This window comes from Rhizobium sp. Root274 (genome assembly GCF_001429245.1).
Taxonomy (GTDB): Bacteria; Pseudomonadota; Alphaproteobacteria; order Rhizobiales; family Rhizobiaceae; genus Allorhizobium.
Genome location: NZ_LMJE01000001.1, coordinates 888497 through 911301 on the forward strand (window position 1 = coordinate 888497; position 22805 = coordinate 911301).

At 62.9% G+C, this 22805-nt stretch carries 19 protein-coding genes; 6 read left to right on the top strand and 13 right to left on the bottom strand.

The features are described 5' to 3' along the window. Positions 1-329: 329 nt before the first annotated feature. On the bottom strand, positions 330-1067 hold the full coding sequence (locus ASE36_RS04595; RefSeq protein WP_062275987.1) for a LuxR family transcriptional regulator: 738 nt from the start codon (positions 1065-1067) through the stop codon (positions 330-332). 342 nt (positions 1068-1409) lie between these two features. On the opposite strand from ASE36_RS04595, the gene ASE36_RS04600 reads away from it, so the two are divergent. Beyond that, positions 1410-2297 (top strand): SMP-30/gluconolactonase/LRE family protein, encoded by an 888-nt coding sequence (locus ASE36_RS04600; RefSeq protein ID WP_062275990.1) that lies wholly within the window; start codon positions 1410-1412, stop codon positions 2295-2297. A 260-nt stretch (positions 2298-2557) separates the two neighbouring features. Then, a complete protein-coding gene (locus tag ASE36_RS04605; protein ID WP_062275992.1) occupies positions 2558-3253 on the top strand; it encodes a PRC-barrel domain-containing protein in 696 nt (231 codons plus the stop codon). A gap of 63 nt (positions 3254-3316) precedes the next feature. Here ASE36_RS04605 and ASE36_RS04610 read toward each other — a convergent pair whose 3' ends face one another. Both ASE36_RS04610 and ASE36_RS04615 read right to left on the bottom strand, forming a co-directional pair. Beyond that, positions 3317-5359 (bottom strand): NADH:flavin oxidoreductase, encoded by a 2043-nt coding sequence (locus ASE36_RS04610; RefSeq protein WP_062275993.1) that lies wholly within the window; start codon positions 5357-5359, stop codon positions 3317-3319. A gap of 17 nt (positions 5360-5376) precedes the next feature. After that, positions 5377-6918 carry a trimethylamine methyltransferase family protein gene (locus ASE36_RS04615; protein WP_062275995.1) on the bottom strand — a complete coding sequence of 514 codons (1542 nt, stop codon included), beginning with the start codon at positions 6916-6918 and terminating at the stop codon, positions 5377-5379. 88 nt (positions 6919-7006) lie between these two features. Between ASE36_RS04615 and ASE36_RS04620 the strand changes: the two genes are divergently transcribed. Beyond that, complete coding sequence (locus ASE36_RS04620) at positions 7007-7909, top strand: LysR substrate-binding domain-containing protein (RefSeq protein ID WP_062275997.1); 903 nt, start codon at positions 7007-7009, stop codon at positions 7907-7909. A 15-nt stretch (positions 7910-7924) separates the two neighbouring features. Here ASE36_RS04620 and ASE36_RS04625 read toward each other — a convergent pair whose 3' ends face one another. Further along, a complete protein-coding gene (locus ASE36_RS04625) occupies positions 7925-9286 on the bottom strand; it encodes a putative bifunctional diguanylate cyclase/phosphodiesterase (RefSeq protein ID WP_062275999.1) in 1362 nt (453 codons plus the stop codon). 140 nt (positions 9287-9426) lie between these two features. Further along, entirely contained in the window at positions 9427-11130 is a 1704-nt protein-coding gene (locus ASE36_RS04630; RefSeq protein WP_062276001.1) for a response regulator, read from the bottom strand. A 279-nt stretch (positions 11131-11409) separates the two neighbouring features. Between ASE36_RS04630 and mutL the strand changes: the two genes are divergently transcribed. Continuing rightward, positions 11410-13278: a DNA mismatch repair endonuclease MutL gene (mutL, locus tag ASE36_RS04635; RefSeq protein ID WP_062276003.1), complete on the top strand. Its 1869-nt coding sequence runs from the start codon at positions 11410-11412 to the stop codon at positions 13276-13278. Between the two features lie 87 nt (positions 13279-13365). Further along, on the top strand, positions 13366-13596 hold the full coding sequence (locus tag ASE36_RS04640; protein ID WP_062276004.1) for a DUF2093 domain-containing protein: 231 nt from the start codon (positions 13366-13368) through the stop codon (positions 13594-13596). Here ASE36_RS04640 and lpxK read toward each other — a convergent pair. From lpxK to ASE36_RS04670, 6 genes are all read right to left on the bottom strand, one after another. Further along, entirely contained in the window at positions 13593-14633 is a 1041-nt protein-coding gene (gene lpxK, locus ASE36_RS04645; RefSeq protein WP_062276006.1) for a tetraacyldisaccharide 4'-kinase, read from the bottom strand. The two genes, ASE36_RS04640 and lpxK, sit on opposite strands and share 4 nt — an antisense overlap. A gap of 110 nt (positions 14634-14743) precedes the next feature. After that, the gene (locus ASE36_RS04650) at positions 14744-15451 is read right to left on the bottom strand and encodes an HAD family hydrolase (protein ID WP_062278068.1); all 708 of its coding nucleotides are present in this window, start codon (positions 15449-15451) and stop codon (positions 14744-14746) included. Positions 15452-15470: 19 nt separating this feature from the next. Continuing rightward, positions 15471-16790 (bottom strand): lipid IV(A) 3-deoxy-D-manno-octulosonic acid transferase, encoded by a 1320-nt coding sequence (waaA, locus tag ASE36_RS04655; RefSeq protein WP_062278070.1) that lies wholly within the window; start codon positions 16788-16790, stop codon positions 15471-15473. 148 nt (positions 16791-16938) lie between these two features. Next, positions 16939-17175 carry a DUF4170 domain-containing protein gene (locus ASE36_RS04660; protein WP_062276008.1) on the bottom strand — a complete coding sequence of 79 codons (237 nt, stop codon included), beginning with the start codon at positions 17173-17175 and terminating at the stop codon, positions 16939-16941. Between the two features lie 61 nt (positions 17176-17236). Beyond that, on the bottom strand, positions 17237-18028 hold the full coding sequence (locus ASE36_RS04665) for a 3'(2'),5'-bisphosphate nucleotidase CysQ (RefSeq protein WP_062276010.1): 792 nt from the start codon (positions 18026-18028) through the stop codon (positions 17237-17239). A 16-nt stretch (positions 18029-18044) separates the two neighbouring features. After that, on the bottom strand, positions 18045-19391 hold the full coding sequence (locus tag ASE36_RS04670; RefSeq protein WP_062276012.1) for a TldD/PmbA family protein: 1347 nt from the start codon (positions 19389-19391) through the stop codon (positions 18045-18047). 122 nt (positions 19392-19513) lie between these two features. On the opposite strand from ASE36_RS04670, the gene ASE36_RS04675 reads away from it, so the two are divergent. Beyond that, complete coding sequence (locus ASE36_RS04675; RefSeq protein WP_062276014.1) at positions 19514-21337, top strand: monovalent cation:proton antiporter-2 (CPA2) family protein; 1824 nt, start codon at positions 19514-19516, stop codon at positions 21335-21337. 4 nt (positions 21338-21341) lie between these two features. On the opposite strand, the gene ASE36_RS04680 is transcribed toward ASE36_RS04675, so the two are convergent. Both ASE36_RS04680 and rsmD read right to left on the bottom strand, forming a co-directional pair. Continuing rightward, positions 21342-22217 (bottom strand): patatin-like phospholipase family protein, encoded by an 876-nt coding sequence (locus ASE36_RS04680; RefSeq protein ID WP_062276016.1) that lies wholly within the window; start codon positions 22215-22217, stop codon positions 21342-21344. Between the two features lie 26 nt (positions 22218-22243). After that, positions 22244-22804, bottom strand: coding sequence for a 16S rRNA (guanine(966)-N(2))-methyltransferase RsmD (rsmD, locus tag ASE36_RS04685; RefSeq protein ID WP_062276018.1), 561 nt, complete (start codon positions 22802-22804; stop codon positions 22244-22246). Position 22805 lies beyond the last annotated feature (1 nt).

Sequence of the window (22805 nt, forward strand, 5' to 3'; positions counted from 1 at the left end):
GGACTAGATAATGGAGTGCTGCGCCTTCGCCAACCGCAAATGCGGATGGCGCTCTGCGACACGTTTTCTGAGATTGATAAATCAGGAAAGCCGCCGTCGGGTATGAGTTCCCCGCGGCGGCTTGTCCTTGCAGCACCCTTATATGGGCGCCATGCAGCGTCCCCTCTGGACTGAACAGGATGAAGCAGGAAGCGTGCCAACTCGTCGAATGGCGCATATGCGGCGTCTGGCGGGGCAAAGACAGAAAAGAAGGTATCAACGGTGGGCGAAACTGCCGGTAATCTAGGCGACGACCCAGATCGCGCTTAAAAAAGCGACAGATGGACAGATTACTTGATCAGGCCGAGCCTCAACGCCTTTGCCACGGCCTGCGTGCGGTTGACGGCATCGAGCTTTTTGGTCGCCCGATTGAGGTAGTGGTTGATGGTGTGCTCCGACAGGGTCAGGATTTCGGCGATCTCGACGCTGGTCTTGCCGGCAGCCGTCCAGTTCAGGCAATCCAGTTCACGCTCCGTCAGCATGTCGCTGTTGCGGCTATCGAGCTCGCGGATCTCCGCCAGCCGGTTGAAGACGTGGATCGAGAGATAGGTCAGTTCCATCATCTCGTTGTTGGTGAATGGCTCGCGATCGCCATTGAAAGAGACCGCCCCACGGGCACCACTTGCATCATGCACGGGAAAATAGGCGCCCCGGTTCATGCGGAAGCGCTTGAAGAGCGACTTCGACACTTCCGCCGAGCGTGGATCGCGCAGCAGCGCATTGTCATCGACATCATAGCGGAACGGGATGGAGGCGCGGCGCAGATGGGCCAGGACCGGGCTGTCGGACAGAAGCGAGACCTGGTCGAATTCCGTCAGAAGGTCGGAGGGCCAGTTGGTGATGATCGAACTGCTGCCGAGATCCCGCGCCGTCGGACCCGGCATGTTGAGGACCATGAAGCAACGCGCGCCAAACAGTTCCGTCGCACGCTTCATGAAGCGGAAGACGTCGAACTGGGTTTTAAAGCTTTTGACCTCGACCACGAGGTCTCCGATGCGTTCAGTCACGGACGGATCCAGATCGATCATGAGTGCGTTTTCTTCACGGCCAAGCCTGCCGTCACGAGGAATCCCAAATAGCACGAAGAACAGGTCAACAGTTTTCCAAACCTTCGGTTGTTCGAGAGCTTGTGGAACGCATCATCCACGATTTGATCCACATGCCCTGCCCATTCCTGGGTAGCAGCGCGCGACAGGAGTGAACCCCCGGGAGAAAAAAGAGAGCATACACGCGAATCTCTACCCCTTAAGGTTTCAAAGCATAGACTTTTAGACGCCGGAGGGTCCAGAGACCCCCTGTATTTTACCGTAAACCCCTGTCACAAGACAGTTATTGCCGACAGGGTCCAATAGATCGACGAGGAGACGCACGTGATTTCGACAGAAAGCTTCAAGGGTAAGGTGCTGGTGGACGAGAGTCAGGAGCTGGGCGAAGGGCCGACATTCGATCCGCTGTCCGGTTCGCTGTTCTGGTTCGACATCCTCGGCAAGACACTGTGCGAGCTGGCCGTGGAGACAGGCGCCTTCACCAAACACGCGCTCCCCTTTCTCGGCAGCGTCCTTGCCGTGATCGACAAGGACCGGCAGTTGATTGCGTCAGATCAGGGACTTTTCCTGCGCGAGCGCGCATCGGGCGTGCTCAAGCCTTATGCCAGCCTTGAGGCCGACAAGCCGCAGAACCGGTCGAACGACGGTCGCATGCATCCGAGCGGCGCCCTGTGGATCGGGACCATGAGCAAGACAGCCGATACCGGCGCCGGTGCGATCTATCACGTTGCGGGAACCCAGGTGACCAAGCTGTTCGAAGCGGTCAGCATTCCTAACGGCATCTGTTTTTCCCCGGATGGGGCCGTCGGCTATTTCAACGATTCCAAGGTCAATCACATGATGCGTGTCGACCTGAACCCGGAAACCGGCCTGCCACGAGGTGCCCCCTCCGTCTTCATCGACCAGTCGGGACGCAATGGCGTGATCGACGGATCCGTGGTTGATCTCGACGGCACGATCTGGAATTCGAACTGGGACGGTGGTGCTGTCGACCGCTACGGCCCGGATGGTCGCCATATCGGTCGCTACGAGATGCCCACGCGCCGGCCCACCTGCCCCGCCTTTTTCGGTCCGGGCTTCGACCGTCTTGCCGTCACCTCATGCTGGGAAGGCATGAGTGACAGCGAACGGGCAGAGGACGTCGATGCGGGCAAGATCTTCGAACTCGGCATTCCGGTGAAGGGCAAGCCGGAACCCTTCTTCAAACTCTAACGACCTCAGAGGCCGGTGCGCCTGACAGGCGAACCGGCCCATCTCTGTGGCTGGGAATGGTGGTGACTCCGCATGTTTCCGGCTGGCGCCACAGGGGCCGCCAAACCGCCAAGCGTCTGAATTGTTCCACGAAATCGGCAAAATAATCCAGGGAACGAAGACGACGGCCAGGCATTTTCCTCTCGAACCGACGCAGCCCAGGGCAGCCGCCCAGGGCCGTGTCAGTCGCAAGACCATCTCAGAGGAAAGGTAGGTCCACCATGAAAAAGACCCTTACGACGATCGCCGCAGCCATGCTGCTTGGTTCCACCGCCATGGCACCGGTCGCTTTCGCCCAGGACGCCACGGGCACGACCACCACGACGCCTCCGGCTACCACCGCTCCTGTCTCGCCTGACGCTTCGGGCGGCACCACGGATGCGACCGGCGCAACCGGCACCATGGGTTCGAACAGCACCGTTGCTCCGAACACCACTGCTGATGCTGCGGCCGGCTCTGGCACATATCTGACCGAACAGGCTGAAAACCAGATCAGCGTCAACGACTTCATGGGCCAGGCCATCTACACGGCCGACAACCAGTCGATCGGTGATATCAACGACCTGCTGGTCCAGAACGACGGCGGTGTCGTCGCCGCAATCGTCGGCGTCGGTGGCTTCCTCGGTATCGGCGAAAAGAATGTCGCCATTCCGTTCGACAAGATCACGATTACACGCGAAACCGCCTCTGGCGATGCAGCCGACGCCGCAGCTGATGGCGACACCAAGGCTGAAGTCGTTGCCGAAGCGGAAATCCGCCTGACGACCACAGAGACGGCCGAGAGCCTGAAGAATGCTCCCGAGTTCCGCACTCTGGACGATCAGGCCGATGATGCCGACAGCGCGGCAACGACCACCGGCACGACCGGCACGGGCATGCCTGCAGACGGCACGACCACGTCGTCGACCAACAACTAATTTGAGCCACCAGCTCAAAATCGTGACAGGCGGCGCTTCGGCGCCGCCTGTTCGCGTTTGTGCTCAGAGCAGGCTGCCATACCGCAGCGCGTCGTAGATCGCGGCGTGGATGTTGCGGCTTTCGATGGCATCTCCGATGCGCAGAAGGTCGAAGCTGGCGTTCTCATCTTTCACCGGCAGCGGCGCGCGACGGGCAATCAGTGCCGCATAATCCACCGATCCGCGATTGCGCGACAGGGGCTTCAGCTCCAGATAAAGATCGGCATTGGCCAGGGTGCCATGTTCGACGACCACCTGCGCCACGCGCCTTTCAACCCGGACATCCGAGAAATCCGAGCCGAGTGTTGCGAGCAAGGCATTGCCGTCGCGGCGGACGCCGGTCAGCCTCGTGTTGATCGTGACACGGACATTCTTTTCCGCGAAGGTCTTGGCGTAAGGCACATGGTTCATGCCGCCCATCTCAGGCGCAAAGAAGCGTTCTGGCGAGACGACTTCCAGCTCGACACCTGCATTGGCGATGACTTCGGCAGCACTCATGCCCTGATGGCCGCCATTGTCGTCGAAGAGCAGCACGGGACCTTCCGGTTTCACGGCACCGGCCAGGATATCCCAACTCGACACGACCAGATCTTCGCCCGCTTCCAGTTCCGGCGATTGGGCAATGCCGCCGGTTGCAATCACCACCAGATCGGGTTCGAAGGCCAGCACGTCGTCGGCACCGGCATAGGTGTCGTAGTGGATGGTGACGCCGAGACGCTCAAGTTCTGCCAGGCGCCAATCAATAATACCAACCATTTCCTTTCGGCGCGGGTTGCGGGTCATCAGATTGACCTGGCCACCGGCCTTAGCCGAGGCTTCCAGCACCTCGACCCTATGGCCGCGCTCGGCGAGCACCCGAGCGGCCTCGAGGCCGGCGGGGCCTGCCCCCACGACCACGGCCTTGCGGGACGTTGCTGCCTTGGGAAGATTATGCGGGATCAGTGCTTCGCGACTGGTCGCGGCATTGTGGATGCAGAGCGCCTCGCCACCTTCATAAATGCGGTCAAGACAGTAGGTTGCGCCAACGCACGGGCGAATCTGATCCTCGCGGCCCTCGATGATTTTTCTGACGATATGAGGATCGGCGATGTGGGCGCGGGTCATACCCACCATGTCGAGCTTGCCTTCGGCGATGGCATGACGGGCGGTCGCCACATCGGCGATGCGGGCGGCATGGAAGACCGGAAACTTCGTCGCCGCGCGCACGTCGCCGGCGAAATCGAGATGCGGCGAGGCCGCCATGCCCTGGATCGGGATGACGTCGTTGAGCGACGCATCGTGCTCGATATGGCCCCTGATAATGTTGAGGAAATCGATCTTGCCGCCGCTCGCAAAGCGGCGGGCGATCTCGACGCCCTCGTCGCGGGAGAGGCCCTTGTCCCAGTCCTCATCGGCGACCATACGGATACCGACGATGAAGTCGGGGCCGACGGCCTTGCGGACGGCATCGATCACTAGATTTGAAAAACGCATGCGGTTGTCGAGCGAGCCGCCGAACTCGTCCTCGCGGCGATTGGTGGCCGGCGACCAGAAGCTGTCCATCAGGTGGCCGTAAGCCTCGAACTCGATGCCGTCGAGCCCGGCCTCCTGCATGCGGGCGGCGGCAGTCGCATAATCGGCGACGATGCGCTCGATGTCCCAATCCTCGATTTCCTTCGGGAAATGGCGGTGCGCCGGCTCGCGGATCGGTGAGGGGCTGAGCACCGGCAGCCAATCGCCCTTGTTCCAATTGGTGCGGCGGCCGAGATGGGTGAGCTGGATCATCACGGCGCAGCCATGCTCGTGACAGTCGTCGGTCAGGCGCTTCAGATGCGGGACGATCTCGTCCTTCCAGGCGAGCAGATTGCCGAAGGCGGGCGGGCTGTCGCGGCTGACGCTGGCGGAGCCTGCCGTCATGGTCAGCGCCATGCCGCCCTTCGCCTTCTCGACATGGTAGAGCCGGTAGCGCTCCGTTGGCATGCCGGCTTCCGAGTAGGCCGGTTCATGCGCCGTCGACATGATGCGGTTCTTTAAGGTGAGGTGTTTCAGCTGGAAGGGCTGGAGGAGCGGATCCCGGCTCTCAGTCATGCGTCTTTGCGTCCTATTCAGTACCAGGCGTCCGGCTTGGCGCGCTTCGTTCGTTCCACATAATCAAGGAGCGCTTCGTCGGTAGCGATGTCCAAAGGCGGCGCTTCGTATTCGGCGAGCGTCTTTTTCCACCGGGCATTGGCGCGCATGGCCATGTCGGTCGAGCCGGCTTCCGACCATTTCTCGAAGGGTTCGTTGTCGGAAAGGGCCGAGTCCCAGAAGGCGGTCTGGTAGTTGCGCATGGTGTGGGCACAGCCGAGGAAATGGCTGCCGGGGCCGACTTCCTCGAAGGCATCCATAGCCAGCGTATTGTCGTCGACGACAACACCGGCGAGGTAGGAGTGGAGCGCGCCGCAGAAATCCGTGTCCATTACGAACTTTTCGTAGGACATGGCGAGCAGGCCATCGACGAAGCCGGCGGAGTGGAGAATGAAATTGGCGCCGCAATGGACGGCAGACAGCATCGACATGACGCCTTCCTGCATGGCCTGGGCGTCCGGCAGCTTGGAATTGGAGAAATTGCCAGCGCAGCGGAGCGGCAGCTTCAGGCGCCGCGCAAGCTGGCCGATGACCATGGAGCCGATCGCGGGTTCCGGTGTGCCAAAGGTCGGGGAGCCGGAGCGGAGCGACATCGACGAGAGGAAGTTACCGAAGATGACGGGCGCGCCCTTGCGCTCCAGCTGGGTCAGCGCACAGCCGGCCATGGTTTCGGCCAGCGACTGGGCGATAGCACCCGCAGACGTGACCGGCCCCATGGCGCCGCCCAGAATGAAAGGCACGATGACGGCGGCCTGGTTGGCGCGGGCATAGGCGCGGAGCGCCTTGGTCATGGTGCCATCCCAGACCAGCGGCGAATTGACGTTGACATTGCCGAGGATGACGCAGTTCCGGTCGACGAAATCGGCCCCGAACAGGATGCGCGCCATCTCGATCGATTCTTCGGCGCGCTCTTCCGCCGTGACCGAACCCATGAAGGCGCGGTCGGAATATTTGATATGGCTGTAGACCATATCGAGGTGGCGCTTGTTGACCGGCACATCCACCGGCTCGCAGATCGTGCCGCCGGAATGATGCAGATAGGGCGAGGACTGGCCGAGCTTGATGAGGTTGCGGAAGTCCTCGATCGTGCCGTAGCGGCGACCCTTGTCGAGATCCATGACAAAGGGCGAACCATAGGCGGGCGAAAAGACCACGGCACTGCCGCCGATCTCGACATTGTTGGCCGGATTGCGGGCGTGCTGGGTGAAGACCGGTGGGGCTGACGCCAGGATCTCGCGCAGCATGCCCTTGGGAAAACGGACACGCAGGCCGTCGATTTCGGCTCCGGCCTTGCGCCAGAGTTCGAGGGCCGCAGGATCGTCGCGGAATTCGATGCCGATCTCGGCGAGGATCTTGTCGGCCACGGCCTCGATACGCTGGAGGTTCTCTTCCGAGAGAATATCATAGGTCGGGATGTTGCGGCGAATGAAGGGGACCTTCAGCCCCGACTGCGAGCCGGCGCTGCGCCGCACCGGTCTGTTTTTTCTGCCGCCTGTTGCTTCTACAGTCACACTGTCCATCACCCTGCCCTCGCGTTTATTTGAGGCTAGTGCAGCACAAGTGGCCTGTGACGCTGGAAAATTCCTCGCGATGCAATAAGCTCACCTTATGACACCCTATCGTAACCTGATCCCGTCGGCTAATGCACTCATCGTTTTCGAGGCGGCGGGGCGGCATGAGAATTTCACCCGGGCTGCGGCCGAACTCGGCATGTCGCAGGTTGCGGTCTCCTATGCCATTCGCGGGCTGGAGCAGCAGCTCGGCGTCGCGCTCTTCGAGCGCCAGCACCGGGCGGCGCGGCTGACGGAGGTGGGCGAGCGGTTTCATGCCGATGTGTCGGCGGGATTATCCCGCATCGGGCGGGCGGCAGAGGATATTCGCAGCAAAGGTCGCGAGGTGAATGTGACACTCGCCGCCTCCACGGCTTTCGCCTCGATGTGGATGCTGCCGCGGCTCACGGCGCTGCGGGAAGACCTGCCGGATATCGACTTGCGCATCCAGACCAGCGTGCGGGATCTCGACCTCGAGGAAGAAGCAATCCCGCTTGGCGTGCGCGGCGGCAGGGCGGAAGACTGGCCGCATTATCACTCGGCGCTCTTGGCACCCGAGGTAATTACGGCGGTCGCAAGCCCCGCCTTTGTCGAGGCGCATGGCATGCCCGAAACACCTGAAGCCCTCACCCGACATCCGCTGATCTGGCTGGAAGAGCCGGTGCGCCAAGCCTGTAGCTGGCCGGACTGGTTCGCGTCCGCCGGCATCGACTACAAGCCGGCAAGCCGCAGGCTTGCGATCAACGACTATGTTCTGGTGATCCAGGCGGTGCTTGCCGGCCAGGGTATTGCGCTAGGCTGGAGTCATCTCGTGCGGCAGCTCGTGGCACAGGGGCAGCTCATTGAGGTGGGCGGCCATGCGCTGCGCACGGAGCTTGCCTTTCACGTGGTCTGGCCCCGCTCGCGCGAGCTCAGCGGGGCGGCGACGCGGGTGCGCAACTGGTTGCTGGAGCAGGCGTGAGCTGGGACTTCGCGGTCAGGCCGACACGCGGTCGACCAGAGCGAATTCGTGGTGGTTCTCGGCCAGGTAACGCAAAGTGGCGGCGGCATCGGCGGGGCGGCCAAAATGATAGCCCTGCCCCATGCCGCAGCCGAGTTCACGCAGCTTCTGGGCTTCCGCTTCCGTCTCGATGCCTTCGGCAACCACTTCGAGATCGAGGCCCTCACACATGGTGATGATCGCTTTGATGATGTGCTCGGAGGTGCGGTCTGTCGTGATGGCGGAGACAAAGGCCCGGTCGATCTTGACTTTGTCGAAGGTGAAATCGCGCAGGCGCCCAAGGCTCGACTGACCGGTGCCGAAATCGTCGAGCGAGATGCGGATGCCGGCGTCCTTCAGGTCCTTGATGATGCGACGCGCGGTGTCGGCCGAGGTCATCACGGCCGTTTCGGTGATCTCCATCTCCAGTCGGCGCGGATCGAAGCCGACGCTGTTGAGGATCGACAGCGTGTTGTAGGAGGTGCGCAGATCCATCAGCTGGACGGAGGACAGGTTAAACGAGAGGAAGAGATCGCGCGGCCAGGCAAGTGTCGCTTCGGCGGCCTTGCGCAGCAGGGTTTCAGACAGCGTGTCAATGAAGCCGCGCTCTTCGGCAAGCGGAACGAAGACGGCGGGGGATACGAAGCCGAGATCGGGATCGATCCAGCGGGCGAGCGCCTCGAAACCGACGACGCGGTTGTCACGCAGGCGCACGATCGGCTGGAAATGCACATCGACGGTGTCGTTTATGATGGCATTGCGCAGCGCCTGCTCAAGCTGCGTTGCGCGCTTCATTTCCTGGGCGATTTCGCGCGAGTAGACAGTGATCTGGCCACGGCCGCGCCGCTTGGAGCGGTAAAGCGCGGTTTCGGCGCTCTTCATCAGCTCTTCGAATTCTTCGCCGGCAAAGGGATAGACGGCAAAGCCTAACGACGCCGAGAGGCGGACATTGCGGTCGCCAAGATCGTAAGGGGCGGACAGCACGTCCTTGATCAGCTGGCCGGCACGTTCAGCCCCGGTGCGCTCGAAGACGAGCGGCAGGACGATGGCGAATTCGTCTCCGTCGTGGCGGGTGACGGTCGCGCCATCCGGCACACAAGCTTTCAGGCGATGGGCGACCTGGCACAGGATCTCGTCGCCGGAGGCCTGGCCGAAGAGATCGTTGATGGGTTTGAAGCCGTCGAGATTGACGATGCCGACGGTGAAGGGTGCAGGATCGGAGGCGCGATCGGCGGCCAGCTGGCGGATCTTGTCTGCGAGGCGGTTGCGGTTGCCCAATCCGGTCAGATGATCGGTGTAGGCCATGCGCTGCAGTTCTTTCTGGTTGTGCTGCTCAACGGCAGTGCCAGCGGGACCCATTCATTCTTCCTGCTACGGTTCCTTCCACAGCTGGCATAATGGATCTAAAGCATTAATATAATAATAGCGACAAGCATTTGCGGGTGCTGTTGGAGCTTCTAATACACGAAATCAGAGGGCGACGGAGAGACCGATCCGCATCAACCGTTCGTCGCGCGCGCCACCTGCGGCACGAGGCGCATGAGTGCCTGCTCCACGACATCCGGGCTCAGCGGCTTCAGGATGACGTCGTCCATGCCGCAGGCGTAGCAGGCTTCGCGGTCACGGTCGAAGGCCTGAGCGAGAACACCGATGATCGGTGTGGCATCCGCACGGGTGCGCCCGGTCTCGCGAATCCGCCGGGCGGCTTCGAAACCATTCAGCCCCGGCAGCGTCACATCCATCAGGATGATCGCCGGATTGAGTTCGGCCCAGAGCCTGACGACTTCCTCGCCATCAGCGCAGATCTGATAGGAGTATCCCAACCCCTCCAGGATCTGAGAAAAGACGATCTGGTTGATCTCGTTGTCCTCGGCCACCAGGACCAGAGAGGATATTAGAGGCGGCGCGGGCGAGGCCGGTGGCGGCGTTTCGGGTGCCGCCTGATGTTCCGTGTTGATTTCCCAGTCATCGGCGGGCGCGGGCCTTGCTCGCAGCGCGGAGAGACGTTCCAGCACGATGAAGGCAAGGTCGGACGCAACGTCATCCTGCGCCAGGCTGGTATAATCAACCTCTGCCGCCTGCAGAATTTCGAGGCATCGCGGATCGGCATTTACGTCGAAGACGGCCAGATCAATGACAACGCCGACGGAGCGGGCGGCATCGAGAAAGGCATCGAGTTCCTCTTCGCCCCGCACGCAGCAGCTATCGAGTCCGAGAAGTTCGAGAATATCGAGAGCCGTCGCTTCGAACTTCGGGTCCGCCGAGACGATGAGGGCCTTGCGGCCGGCAAGGCTTTGATCGGCACGAATGGAGAGCTCGGATGAAACGGGCGCCGGTGCTGCGGCTGAGGACCGTGTTTCGACCGGAACCAGGCCGGTGGCCCCCACTTCCCCGAGGCTTGCCACGACAAAGTATCGGCCCGGTTTGCCGACGCGCTGGACATGGACAAGGATCGGACGCGGCGGGTCGCCGTAAAGCCGCATGGACTGGGTGATGGAGGCGGTCATCCCGCTGTCGAGCACATGCCGCGACACGGATTGCAGGCTCTCTGCGAGATCGGCATCGAAGAGGCGGCGCAGATCGGCACCTAGGGCGTTGTCGGCGCCAATCGACAGCGCTGAGCAGAAGACCTTGTTGACGGCAACGAGCTGCAGATTGCGGTCCTGGACGAAGACAGGATGCGCCAGATTGTCGAGGATTTCCTCGGTCAGCTGCACCCGCTCGACATCGGCACGCCACTGCTCCTCGCGACGCTTCTGCTCGCTGATGTCGGTCATGATGCAGAAGCCGTGCCCCGATGGCAGGCGCCGTTTGGAATAGCGGGTCCACCGCTTGCCGTCCTCGCTGGCCTGGATCTCGTAGCGCTCCTTCCAGTGCGCCGCGATCTGCCGGGTCAGCCATTCGTCCCGGCTGAGAGCTGCGGATTCGGGTTCACCGGCGCGCAGACCGAGATCGTAGGCTGCCCCCAACAGGCGGCGCAGGCGATTGCCGCGCTGGAATTGTTCTGGCGGTAGCGGCAGGAAATTGCTGACGGAGCGGCTGGCGAAAATCAGCTCGTCATTGCGATCATAGATCAGGAAGGCGGCCTGGAAGGCATCGGACACCGCATCCATCAGGGCAAGGTCGAGCGACGCCTCGGGCGACGGCGCATCCGGACCCTGGTGTCCCTTTCTGTCGCCGGGGGCCGGTGGAAACTCGCTCACACTGCTGCCTCTGAGACCATTGCCGCTGACGCGACAAGCCTGGATTCCTGCTGATGATAGGCGGTGAACATGCCGGTCGCGCTTGAAGTGGCGAGGGAAGTTGGCAAAAGGCACACCGGCGGTGCCCTTCTTCCTCTGGTCTGAAAGACCTGCCGAGAGACATCTCAAGTCATTGGTCAAACTAGAATCATTCCGTTAAGGCCGGATTAATGGTGAGCGTGGTGGGGACGGTTGCGATTAGGCCTTTCCTGCAGGCCTCGAATCCCGGAAAATGACGCGATGATCATCAAGCAGCTGTCAGAGACCCTGATCAACCAGATCGCCGCCGGCGAGGTCATCGAACGACCCGCAAGTGCTGCGAAGGAATTGATCGAAAACGCCATCGACGCCGGTGCAACCCGCATCGAGGTCGCGACCGCCGGTGGCGGCAAGACGCTGCTGCGCGTGATCGACAATGGTTGCGGCATGGGGCCGGACGACCTGTCGCTCGCGATCCGCCGACACTGCACGTCCAAACTCAGCGACACGCTGTTTGACATTCGCTCGCTCGGCTTTCGCGGAGAGGCGCTGCCGTCGATCGGATCGGTGGCGAAACTCACCATCACAAGCCGGCCGCAGGGGGCCGGCAGCGGGGCCGAAATCACCGTCACCGGCGGCAAGGTCGGTGCTGTCAGGCCTGCGGCAGCCAATCCCGGCACGACGGTCGAAGTGCGCGACCTGTTCTTCGCCACGCCGGCGCGGCTGAAATTCATGAAGACGGAAAAGGCAGAAGCCGGCGCGATTACCGAAATCGTCAAGCGCATGGCAATCGCCTTTCCGGCGATCCGCTTCGTGCTTTCGGGCACAGACCGGTCGCTCGTGGAATTCCCGGCAACGGGTGACGATCACTTAGCGCGCATTGCCCAGGTGCTGGGCGCCGATTTCCGAGACAATGCGATCGAGCTCGACGCCGAGCGCGAGGATGTTCGGTTGACCGGCTTTGCCGGCGTGCCGACCTTCAATCGGGGCAATTCGGCCCATCAATATGCTTTCGTCAACGGACGCCCGGTGCAGGACAAGCAGATCCTGTCTGCCATTCGCGGCGCCTATGCCGAGACCATCCCGCAGGGGCGTTATCCCGTGGCCGTCCTATCGCTTGCGCTTGATCCGGCGCTGGTCGATGTCAATGTGCATCCGGCAAAGTCGGACGTGCGGTTCCGCGATCCGGGCCTGGTCCGCGGGCTGATCGTCGGCGCCATTCGACAATCCTTGCAGCGGGAGGGCGACCGGGCATCGACAACCGGCGCTGGAGGAATGCTCAGAGCGTTTCGGCCGGGGTTCAGTCCGCAACCTGCCCAGGCCTGGTCGGCAGACGCCTCACCCAGCCGCCCTCTTAACGGCGGGGCTTCGGGCTTTAGTGGCGGGTTTGGCGGTGGCTACGGTTCTGCCGCGTCCGCTGCGGCTTACGCACCCGGACGGACTGGCTTCGGTGAAGTGGCCCAGGCTGCTTTCGACAGTCTGTCGGTGCCGACGGCCCGCAGCGAGCCTGTCGCCGCGCAACCAGCCGGTCAGGTCGAGGCGATCGCCACTTATCCCCTGGGTGCTGCCCGCGCGCAGGTGCATGCCAATTATATCGTTGCCCAGACCTCGGATGGTCTCGTCATCGTCGACCAGCATGCCGCGCATGAGCGCCTGGTGTTCGAACAGATGCGCAAGGCGCTGACCGGTCGGCGGCTTCCCTCGCAGGGGCTGCTGATCCCCGAGATTGTCGACCTGCCGGAAGAGGATTGCGACCGGCTGATGAGCCATGCGGAGGGGCTGGAGCAATTGGGGCTTGCCATCGAACGCTTCGGCCCGGGCGCAATTGCCGTGCGCGAGACGCCGGCGATGCTGGGCGAGATGGATACTGCCGGCCTGGTGCGCGACCTTGCCGACGAGATTGCCGAATGGGACACGGCCGACCGGCTGAACGCCAAGCTGGAGCATGTGGCGGCGACCATGGCCTGCCATGGCTCGGTGCGTTCGGGGCGGCAGTTGCGGGTCGAGGAAATGAATGCGCTGCTCAGGCAGATGGAGCAGACGCCGGGGTCGGGCCAGTGCAATCACGGCCGGCCGACCTATGTCGAGCTGAAGTTGTCTGATATCGAGCGGCTGTTCGGGCGCAGCTGACCCACTGGAAAGCGACGAACGGACCCTTTAAAAGGCGGGGAGGCCGCTGTATTGCAGTTCCGTGACAGGCGGCGCAGGAGAAGAATGATGAACCGTTTCGAAGGCAGCGGCAACCGCGAAGCCAAGATCCGTTATCTCGATGCGGATTTCCAGATCCTGACGCCGGGCTCGTTCGTCACCTGTGCGATCAGCGGGCGCCCGGTGCTGGTCGACGAGCTGCGCTACTGGAGCGTCGCGCGCCAGGAGGCCTATGCCGATGCGGCTGCCTCGCTCGAGGCCGAGAAGCGCGCCGGCGCACTGCCCAACCAGAAACGTTAATTCTCGATCGCGGCGACCAGCCTGCGACGACGGCAATTGGCGATGGCGGCCTCGATGATCAAATCCGGCGCCTTCGGGTCGTCGAAGGCCATGTCGACATCCACGACATGTGAAAGCTCCGCCAACTCAGCGCTGCGGCCGTGGCCGCCGGTCAGGCGCACGTGATCCTTGGCGGTCGTGACAAGCTGCAGGCTCTGACGGGCGGCGCGCTCGATGAGGTCAGCGATTTCGTCTTCGGCCAGATGATGGTGATCCGGGAAGCCCTGCCGGTCGGCGATAACGGCCCCCATCTGTTCCAGCGTCCGGTAAAACTTGTTGGGATCAGCAATGCCGGCATAGGCCAGCACGGACCTACCTTTCAAGGCATCCGGCTCTGCGGGCAAAACTTCGGCAACCATCACGGGCTTGCCGGACCGAGCGGCCTGACGGACGAGACGATCTGCAGCGTTGCCTTTCCCGACCTTGAGGATGGCATCCAGATGGCGCATCTGGACGCCGATGGGGGCTCGGACGGGCCCCGAGGGCACAACGCGGCCATTGCCGATGCCTCGCGTGCTGTCGATGACGATCAGCGCATAATCGACCTTCAGCCGCGCACTCTGGAAGCCATCGTCCATGATGACGAGATCGACACCCTCGGCGACGAGCCGATCGGCACCGGCGATGCGGCGGCGGGATATCACGGTGAGCGCTTCGCGTGCAAGCAGCAGCGGCTCATCGCCAACGGCGGTCGAGCGGTGATGATGGGGATCGACAACGGTGGTGACATCCAGCGAACCACCGTAGCCGCGGCTGAGGAAGCCCGGTTTCAGCCCCTTGGCCCTGGCGGCACGGGCAATGGCGATGGCGGTCGGGGTCTTGCCCGCCCCGCCGACGGTAAAGTTGCCGACGCATATCACAGGGACAGGGAGCGCATGGCGGCGGCGATGACGCATCAGGGCCGCGGCAATGCGGCCATAGACGAAGGAGACCGGGGCGAGGCATCGCGCCTGCCAGCCGATCGACGTCCACCAGAAGGGCGGTGCCTCAGAAACCATCCTCATCCCTGCCTTGGGCGGGGCCTCTCTTCCAAGACCTCATGCGCGCAACAAGAACCATTGCGGCAGGAAATGGTCAAGCGCCTGCAATTCAAAAGCGCATTCGAGGATTAGCCAAGGACGCCTTCGAGCGCCGTGATGTCTGCCAGCACCGCATCGGCATGCTGCGTCAACGTCTCACGCGAACCGGTTCCCGAGAGCACACCGACCTTCAGGCCAGCACCCGCATTGATGCCCATGTGCAGGTCGTGATTGTTGTCGCCGACGACAGCGACCTGGGCGGGCGTGAGACCGGTAGCAGCACAGAAACCGAGCACCATGCCGGCATGGGGCTTGCTGCCATGGCCGCTGTCATAGCCGGCGATGAAATCGAGATAGGGCAGGATGCCGAAGCGTTCGGCCGCGATGCGGATCGAGCGTTCATTGTCGCTCGATGCGATGCCGAGGCGCAGGCCGCGCTTGTGCAGGCGAGCAAAGAGCGGCTCAAGTTCGGTGATCGGCACGGAGAGGCGCGCGGCTTCAGCAAAGCAGTCGTCAATGCGCGGCACGAGCGTTTCGAGCGGCAAGACGGCACCGGCCGCGATCATGCCCTCGGCGATTTCCTGGGTGTTGGCCGAGGCGAACAGGCTGTCCGGCACAATCGATCCGGTGTCCGGATCCATGCCACAGGCGGTCAGCAGGCGGTCGGCGAGCCCCTGATCGCCATCGGCGGCAATCAGGGCCACCATCCGGTTGACCGGTCCCCAGCTGGCGTCGAAATCGAGAAGTGTGCCGTCCTTGTCGAACAGGATACCGGCGATCTCGGCTCTATCGGTCATGGTGCCCCCCGGCATTGTGTCAGCTCTGAACTGCGCCGCGCGGCTCAAGCTTCGCCTTGACTGAAAGCGGGCTGATATAGGGCTCCAGCCCCTTCAGCGTCGCGGTCAGAGCGCCACGCATTTCCTGCACACTCTCATGGCCGGCATCGATCATCTTCAGACGCGCGACGTCGTTGTTGAGCAGGAAATGCACGGCCTTGGCCAGCATTTCGGCATCGCGCACGATACGGGCGGAGCCTTTGCGCACGAGGCGCTGATAACTTTCGCGGAAATTGCTGACCTGCGGGCCGGACAGGATGGCGCAGCCGAGCAGGGCCGGCTCCAGCGGGTTCTGCCCGCCTTCGGCCGCAAGCGAGCGGCCGACAAAGGCCACTTCGGTCAGACGCAGATAGAGGCCCATCTCGCCGATCGTATCGCCGAGGAAAACGTCTGTCTCGGGCGTGATGGCGTCACCCCGGGTGCGGCGGGCAACGGTCAGGCCTTTTTCGATCAGCATGGCCTCGATGTCGTGGCTGCGTTCCGGATGGCGCGGCACGAGAATGGTCAGCATGCCGGTATGGGCTTTGAGCGCCCGCTGGACCATGGCGGCGATCTTCTCCTCGCCTTCGAAGGTGGAGATGGCCGCCCATGTCTTGCGGCCGGCAATCTGGTGCCGGTAGTGGTTGAGCACGCCTTCGTCACACGGCGGCGCGTCGCTGTCGACCTTGATATTGCCCGAGACGATCACCGGCCAGGCGCCGAGATCGCGGAAGCGCTCGGCATCGACATCGGACTGGGCAATCACGAGGGCGAGCTTGCCGAACAGGGCCTCGGCCACCGACTTGTAACGCTGCCAGCGATCGAAGGAGCGATCGGACATGCGGGCATTGACAAGGATTTGCGGAATGTGGCGGCGGCGCAGTTCCGACATCGTCGTCGGCCAGATCTCGGATTCGACGCCAATCGCTGCATCCGGTTGCCAGTAGTCGAGGAAGCGGCGGACGGCGGGCAGGAAGTCGAGCGGCACATATTGGTGGATGACAGTGTCACCCAGCCGGCTCTCCGCAACGGCAGCCGAGGTGACAGTGCCGGTGGTCAAGAGTACGTGAATGTCGCGGCGGCGCAACTCGCGCATCAGGGGAATGACGGCGGTGGTTTCGCCAACGCTTGCGGCATGGATCCAGACCAGTGGGCCGAAGGGACGCTCCAGGCTTGCATGGCCCAGACGTTCGGAGCGACGGCTGCGATCTTCCTTGCCTTTGGCCGCACGATAGGCAAGCAGCGGCGCGGTCAGCGGGTAAACGGCGGCGCCGAACCAGCTGTAGGATTTCACCGCGAACGATGCCAGCGCCTCGCTCAGCGCCATCGGATCAACCTGCTCATCTTGATCGACAATACCATTTGGCCCTTTCCGGAGGCGGGCAACGCAATATCAGAGAGATGCAAGAAGACTGAGTTCAAAACGTGACCCTTGCGGATCGACCAAGATGCCGCCCTTCGTAAGGCGCTTACTTGTCGTTCGGGTTGAGCAGCCGATGCATGTGCACGATGAAGTAACGCATGTGGGCGTTGTCGACGGTCGCCTGAGCCTTACCTTTCCAGGCGGCCAGCGCGCTGGCGTAGTCCGGGAAAATGCCGACGATGTCGAGGGCGTCAAGATCGCGGAACTGCACCTCTTCCAGGTTGGACAGTTCACCGCCAAAAACCAGATGGAGAAGCTGCTTGTTTTCGCTGGAAGCCGTCATTTTTCGTCTTTTCCCGTTGGTATGCTGTCGGTCCTTCATCTGCGCGATTTCGCCCAAAAGGTCAACTCCGGGGAATTCGGGTAACGTTCTTCAGCAGCAACGGAAGGATGCTCGCCGAGGCGGCACAAAGGACAGGATGGATCACCTCGGCACGGTTATAAACCAGCGCCCTGCCCTCCAGATCCGTCAGGGCTCCGCCGGCGCGTGACAGGATCAGATCGGCGGCCGCCAAGTCCCAATCGTGCGAGTTCTGCTTGACCAGCGTGCCGTCGATGCGGCCATCGGCCACCAGGGCCAACCGGTAGGCGAGCGAGGGGATATGCTCCACACGATCGATACGCGGACGAAGGCCCTTCTCGATACCGGCCACCATGTCCTGCGCAGAGGCGATCTTGAGGCGTCCCTCCGGCTCCGGTGCGGAGACCGTGATCTCGCGGCCATTGCGCAGGGCCTTGCCACCGGCGGTCGCCGTGAATTCCTCGTCGAGCGCCGGGGCGACGAGAATGCCCGCGACGGGCGCCCCCTTGTGAACAACCGCAACGCTGACGCACCAAGTCTTCTTGCCCGCAAGGAAGGCTCGGGTGCCATCGATCGGATCGACGACAAAGAGCGTGTCGCGGGTCAGCCGATCCGGGTCATCGTCGGTTTCTTCCGACAACCAGCCGTAGTCTGGACGCGCCTTGCGCAGGATCTCTTCCAGTACGCGATTGGCGGCATAGTCGGCGGCGCTGACGGGTGACATGCCCTCATTCTTCCACCAGACTTCCGGCGACTGGCCGAAATGGGCAAAGGCCACCTTGCCCGCCTCGCGGGCAGCCTCGATGATCAGGGTGAGGTCGGCGCTCCAGTCCATCGACTCTGCTCTGTCGTCAGAGCCCGGCAAGGGTCATGCCTTCGATGGCAAGGGTGGGAGCGGCGACGCCGAACTTGCGGTCGATGTCGTTGGCGACCGTGATCCGCATGAACATGTCCTTGAGATTGGACGCGACGGTGATCTCGGAGACCGGATAGGTCAGTTCGCCATTCTCGATCCAGAAGCCGCTCGCACCGCGGCTGTATTCGCCGGTAATCATGTCGACGCCCTGGCCGATCATGTCGGTGATGTAGAGGCCCGTGCCGACACTGCGGATCAGATCCTCCGGCGAGATGTCACCGGGCTCCAGCGCAAGATTGGTGGACGACGGCGAAACCGACGTGCCGCCGCGCACGCCACGGCCATTGGTCTTCAAGCCCAGTTCGCGGGCGGCGGAGGAGGACAGGAACCAGTGCTTGAGCACACCGTCGTCGATCATGGTCAGCGGCTTTCCGGCAATGCCCTCGCCATCGAAGGGCCGCGAGGAGGAGCCGCGCACCTTCAAGGGATCGTCGGTAATGTTGAGGCCTGGCTTCAACACCTGCTGGCCCATCTTGTCGCGCAGGAAAGAGGTCTTGCGGGCAACCGATGCACCGTTGATCGCGCCCGCGATCGTTCCGACGAAGCCGCGCGCCACGCGCGGGTCGAAGACGACGGTCAGGTTCGATGCGGTCGGGACCTGGCGCGGGTTGAGCCTGCGGATGGCGCGCTCGGCGGCGCGACGGCCGATCTCTTCCGGGCTGTCGAGCTCGGCGAAATAGAGGCGGCTGTCGAAATCGTGGTCGCGCTCCATCTTGGTGCCCTCGCCGGCGATGACGCCGACGGAGCGGGAGAAGCGCGAACCGGCATAACTTCCGGAAAAGCCGTGCGAGGTGACCAGAACCAAGCCGCCCATGCCAGCAGAGGCACCGGCGCCGAGCGAGTTGCTGACGCCGGCGACCGAGCGGGCCGCCTCTTCCATGGCAAGGGCGCTTTCGCGCAGGCTGTCGCTGGAGACTTCCCTCGGGTCGTAAAGTTCGAGATCGGCAATATCGCGGGCCAGATCGCTTTCGTCGGCGAGACCGGCATAGGGGTCCTCCGGCGAGACCTTGGCCATGGCCACGGCGCGTTCGGCGAGTGCGGTCAGGTCGAAGCCTGGATTGGCCGAAACACTTGCCACCTGCCGGCCGATGAAGACGCGCAGAGAGAAGTCATCGCTTTCAGATGCTTCGGTCGACTCGACCTTGCCGAGACGGACACTGACGCCTTTGGACCGTGAACGAACGACCACCGCGTCCGCCTTCTCTGCGCCTGCCTTCAGTGCCAGCTGGACCAGTTGTTCGGCGCGTTCGAGGAGATTGGCGGAATCAATTTCATGGGGCATGGCTTGGCCTTTCCTTCACGCTCCATTTATTGTGCCTGTGAAGGGGCATCAAGTGCGGTTCGGGCTTTTCCCGTTCACGAGCCCGACATAGTTTGCAGCACACCCTGCTCCCGAACGAAAGAATGAGGAGAATCAACTTGGCCGGCGCCAGCGAAGCACTGTTTGCCCAACCCCTCCTGCTCCTCGGCGGCGCAGTCATTGCAGCACCCATCTTCCGCAAGCTCGGCCTGGGGACCGTTCTCGGCTATCTCGCAGCCGGTGTCATCATCGGTCCGGTGCTGCACCTGATCGGGGGATCGGGTGAAATTCTCGCTGTCGCAGAGCTCGGCGTCGTGTTGCTGCTCTTTATCATCGGACTGGAATTGAAGCCGACGCGGCTTTGGCACATGCGGCGGGACATCTTCGGGCTCGGGGCAAGCCAAGTGGTGCTGACCGGCCTCGCGCTGACCGGGATCGTCATGGCGTCCGGCATTCTCGACTGGCGCGGTGCGCTGGTTGCCGGCTTCGGCCTCGCCCTGTCGTCGACCGCCTTTGCGCTTCAGCTTCTCGAAGACTATGGCGATATCAACAGCCGCTACGGCCAGCGCTCATTCTCGATCCTGCTCTTCCAGGACCTCGCCATCGTGCCGCTGCTTGCCATGGTCAGCGTGCTTGGCACGTCCGGGGGCGAGGCGCAGCCGTCGCCTCTGATCGGCGTTGCCGTCGCCATCGGCGCCGTCTTCGCCATGATCATGGCCGGGCGCTATCTGCTGACGCCGCTGTTCCAGGTGATCGCCCGGACGGGTGCGCGCGAGGTGATGATTGCGGCAGCCCTTTTCGTGGTACTCGGCGCGGCCTTCGTTATGCAGCTTGCCGGCCTGTCAATGGCCATGGGCGCCTTCCTCGCCGGCGTCATGCTGGCGGAATCGTCGTATCGTCATGAGCTGGAGGCCGATATCGAGCCGTTCCGCGGCCTGCTTCTCGCGCTGTTCTTCATCGCGGTCGGGCTGTCGATGGAACTGCATGTGATCGTCGACAACCTGCTGCTCATCGCCATCGCGGTCCCCGTGCTGATGGTGGTCAAGGCAGCCGCCCTCTACGCCATCTGCCGCCTGGCCGGATCGCCACACAGGGACGCCTTGCGGATCAGCCTTCTGTTGCCGCAGGGCGGCGAATTCGGCTTCGTGCTCTTCACCACCGCCGCTTCGGCCGGTGTGCTGAGCAGCGGACAATCCTCGCTGCTGATCTCGATCGTTACCCTCTCCATGGCGCTGACGCCGCTCTCCGCCCTGATCGGACAGCGGCTTCTGGCGCGCGAGACGACCGAGCGGGAGGAGTTGGAGGAGGACTTCGAGGGGGCCGGATCGGACGTCTTGATGATCGGCTTCTCGCGCTTCGGCCAGATCGCGGCGCAGATCCTGCTTGCGAGCGGTCGGGACGTCACCATTATCGATGACAGCGCCGATCGTGTTCGTCAGGCTGCGACCTTCGGCTTCCGCATCTATTTCGGTGACGGCACGCGGCTGGACGTGCTGAGGGCGGCGGGCATCGAAAAGGCGAAGATCGTGGCGGTCTGCACCCACAGAAAAGAGATCACCAACAAGATCGTTGAGCTCATCCAGTCGGAATGCCCCGACATGCGGATTTACGCGCGTTCCTATGACCGCGTTCACAGCATCGAACTGCGCAGCCGCGACGTTGAATACGAGCTGCGTGAAACGCTGGAATCCGGTCTGCTGTTCGGTCGCCGCACGCTGGAGGGGCTCGGGGTTTCGGAGGACGAGGCCTATGAGATCGGCGAGGACATTCGCCGCCGCGACGAGGAACGGCTGAAGCTGCAGGCACAGGAGGGCATCCAGGCAGGCCGCGATCTGATGCACAACCGGCCGGTCAAGCCGGAACCGCTGGTCAAGCCGAAGCGGCCGGTGCAGTCCGTGCGAGAGGAAGAAACGGTGGCCGGCGAATAACCGGTTAGCGGCGGATAAAGTCCTCGATCCGCTCGGAGAGATCCCGCTTGAGCGGCTCCTTGAGCCGGTCGGCGGCTTCGAGGATCTGGCGGGCCTTGAAGAAATCGAGCACGCGGAAGCCGTTGACGTCTGGCCTGAGATAGATGTCCGGCTGGCAGAGCTTCATCTTCAGCGCGACATGCGACTGCATCATCAGTTGCGAGGCGCCGAAGAGGCTGTCGATACGGTTCGGCACATGGGTGCCGTCTCCCTCCGGGGCACCGATGACGTCGATAGCGACCAGCAGTTCCGTCTCGCCGACCAGATGATCGTAAGGCACGGGATTGAAGATGCCGCCGTCGATCATGAGGCGGCCATCGATTGTGACCGGGGCGAACAGAGCGGGGATGGCGGCTGAGGCCGAGAGGGCCTCGTAAAGGTCGCCCTCGCTGCGGATCAATTCGCACTGACCATAATAGTCTGTCGCCACCACCTTCAAGGGCATGTTGAGGCCAGCGAAGGTCTCGGGGATCTGCGGCGGCAGGAAGGTGCGCAGGATACGCCCCAGATTAAACTGGCCGATGCGAAAGCCGCCGAGGGCACGGATGCTGGCGGGTCTCAAGCCCCAGAACATGTTGAGGACACGGGCGCGGTTGTCGGCGAGATCGAGGGCGTAGTCCCGGATATCGCGTCCGCTCATACCGCTCGCATAGCCAGCGCCGAGGATCGCCCCCATCGAAGAGCCGGCAATCAGGCTTGGCCGGATGCCGAGTTCATCGAAGACTTCGAGCACCGAGATATGGGCGAAACCACGGGCACCGCCGGCGCCAAGCGCAAGACCGATGGTCGGTTCCGCCTTGCGGCCTGTGGAGGGAATGGGCGTTTCGGCGATCTGATCCATGCGGCGGGCCTGTCTTATCGTCGGTGTCAGCCCGGCCTATAGGAAAAGAAGTACATTTTCGTGTCACCGAAGGTCCGTTGCTCGATGAATGCGAAGACCGGATCGACCGAGACCTGCACATCGCCCCGCTCTTCGAGAATGGCAAGCGCGCCCGGCGCGAGCCAGCCGCCCTGATGGGCTGCGAGAAGCGCCTTTTCGCCAAGACCCTTGCCATAGGGTGGATCGGCGAAGACGATATCGAAGGGCTCGATATTGCTCGACGGCCCGAGATCGGTCGCGTCGCGTCTCAGGATGCGGGCGCGGCCATGCAGGCCGAGCGCCTCAATGTTTTCCCAGAGCAGTCCGCGACCCTCGACGCTGTTTTCAACGAAGAGCGCCGATTTGCAGCCGCGCGACAGGGCTTCAATCCCGACGGCGCCGGTGCCAGCAAAGAGATCGAGGATGCGGGTGCCATCGAGCACGCCCGGATGGGCGTGCGACAGGATGTTGAAGAGGCTTTCGCGCGTCCGGTCGACGGTCGGCCGGATGTCATTGGATTTGGGCGTGGCCAGATTGCGGCCACGAAACTCACCACCAACAATGCGCATG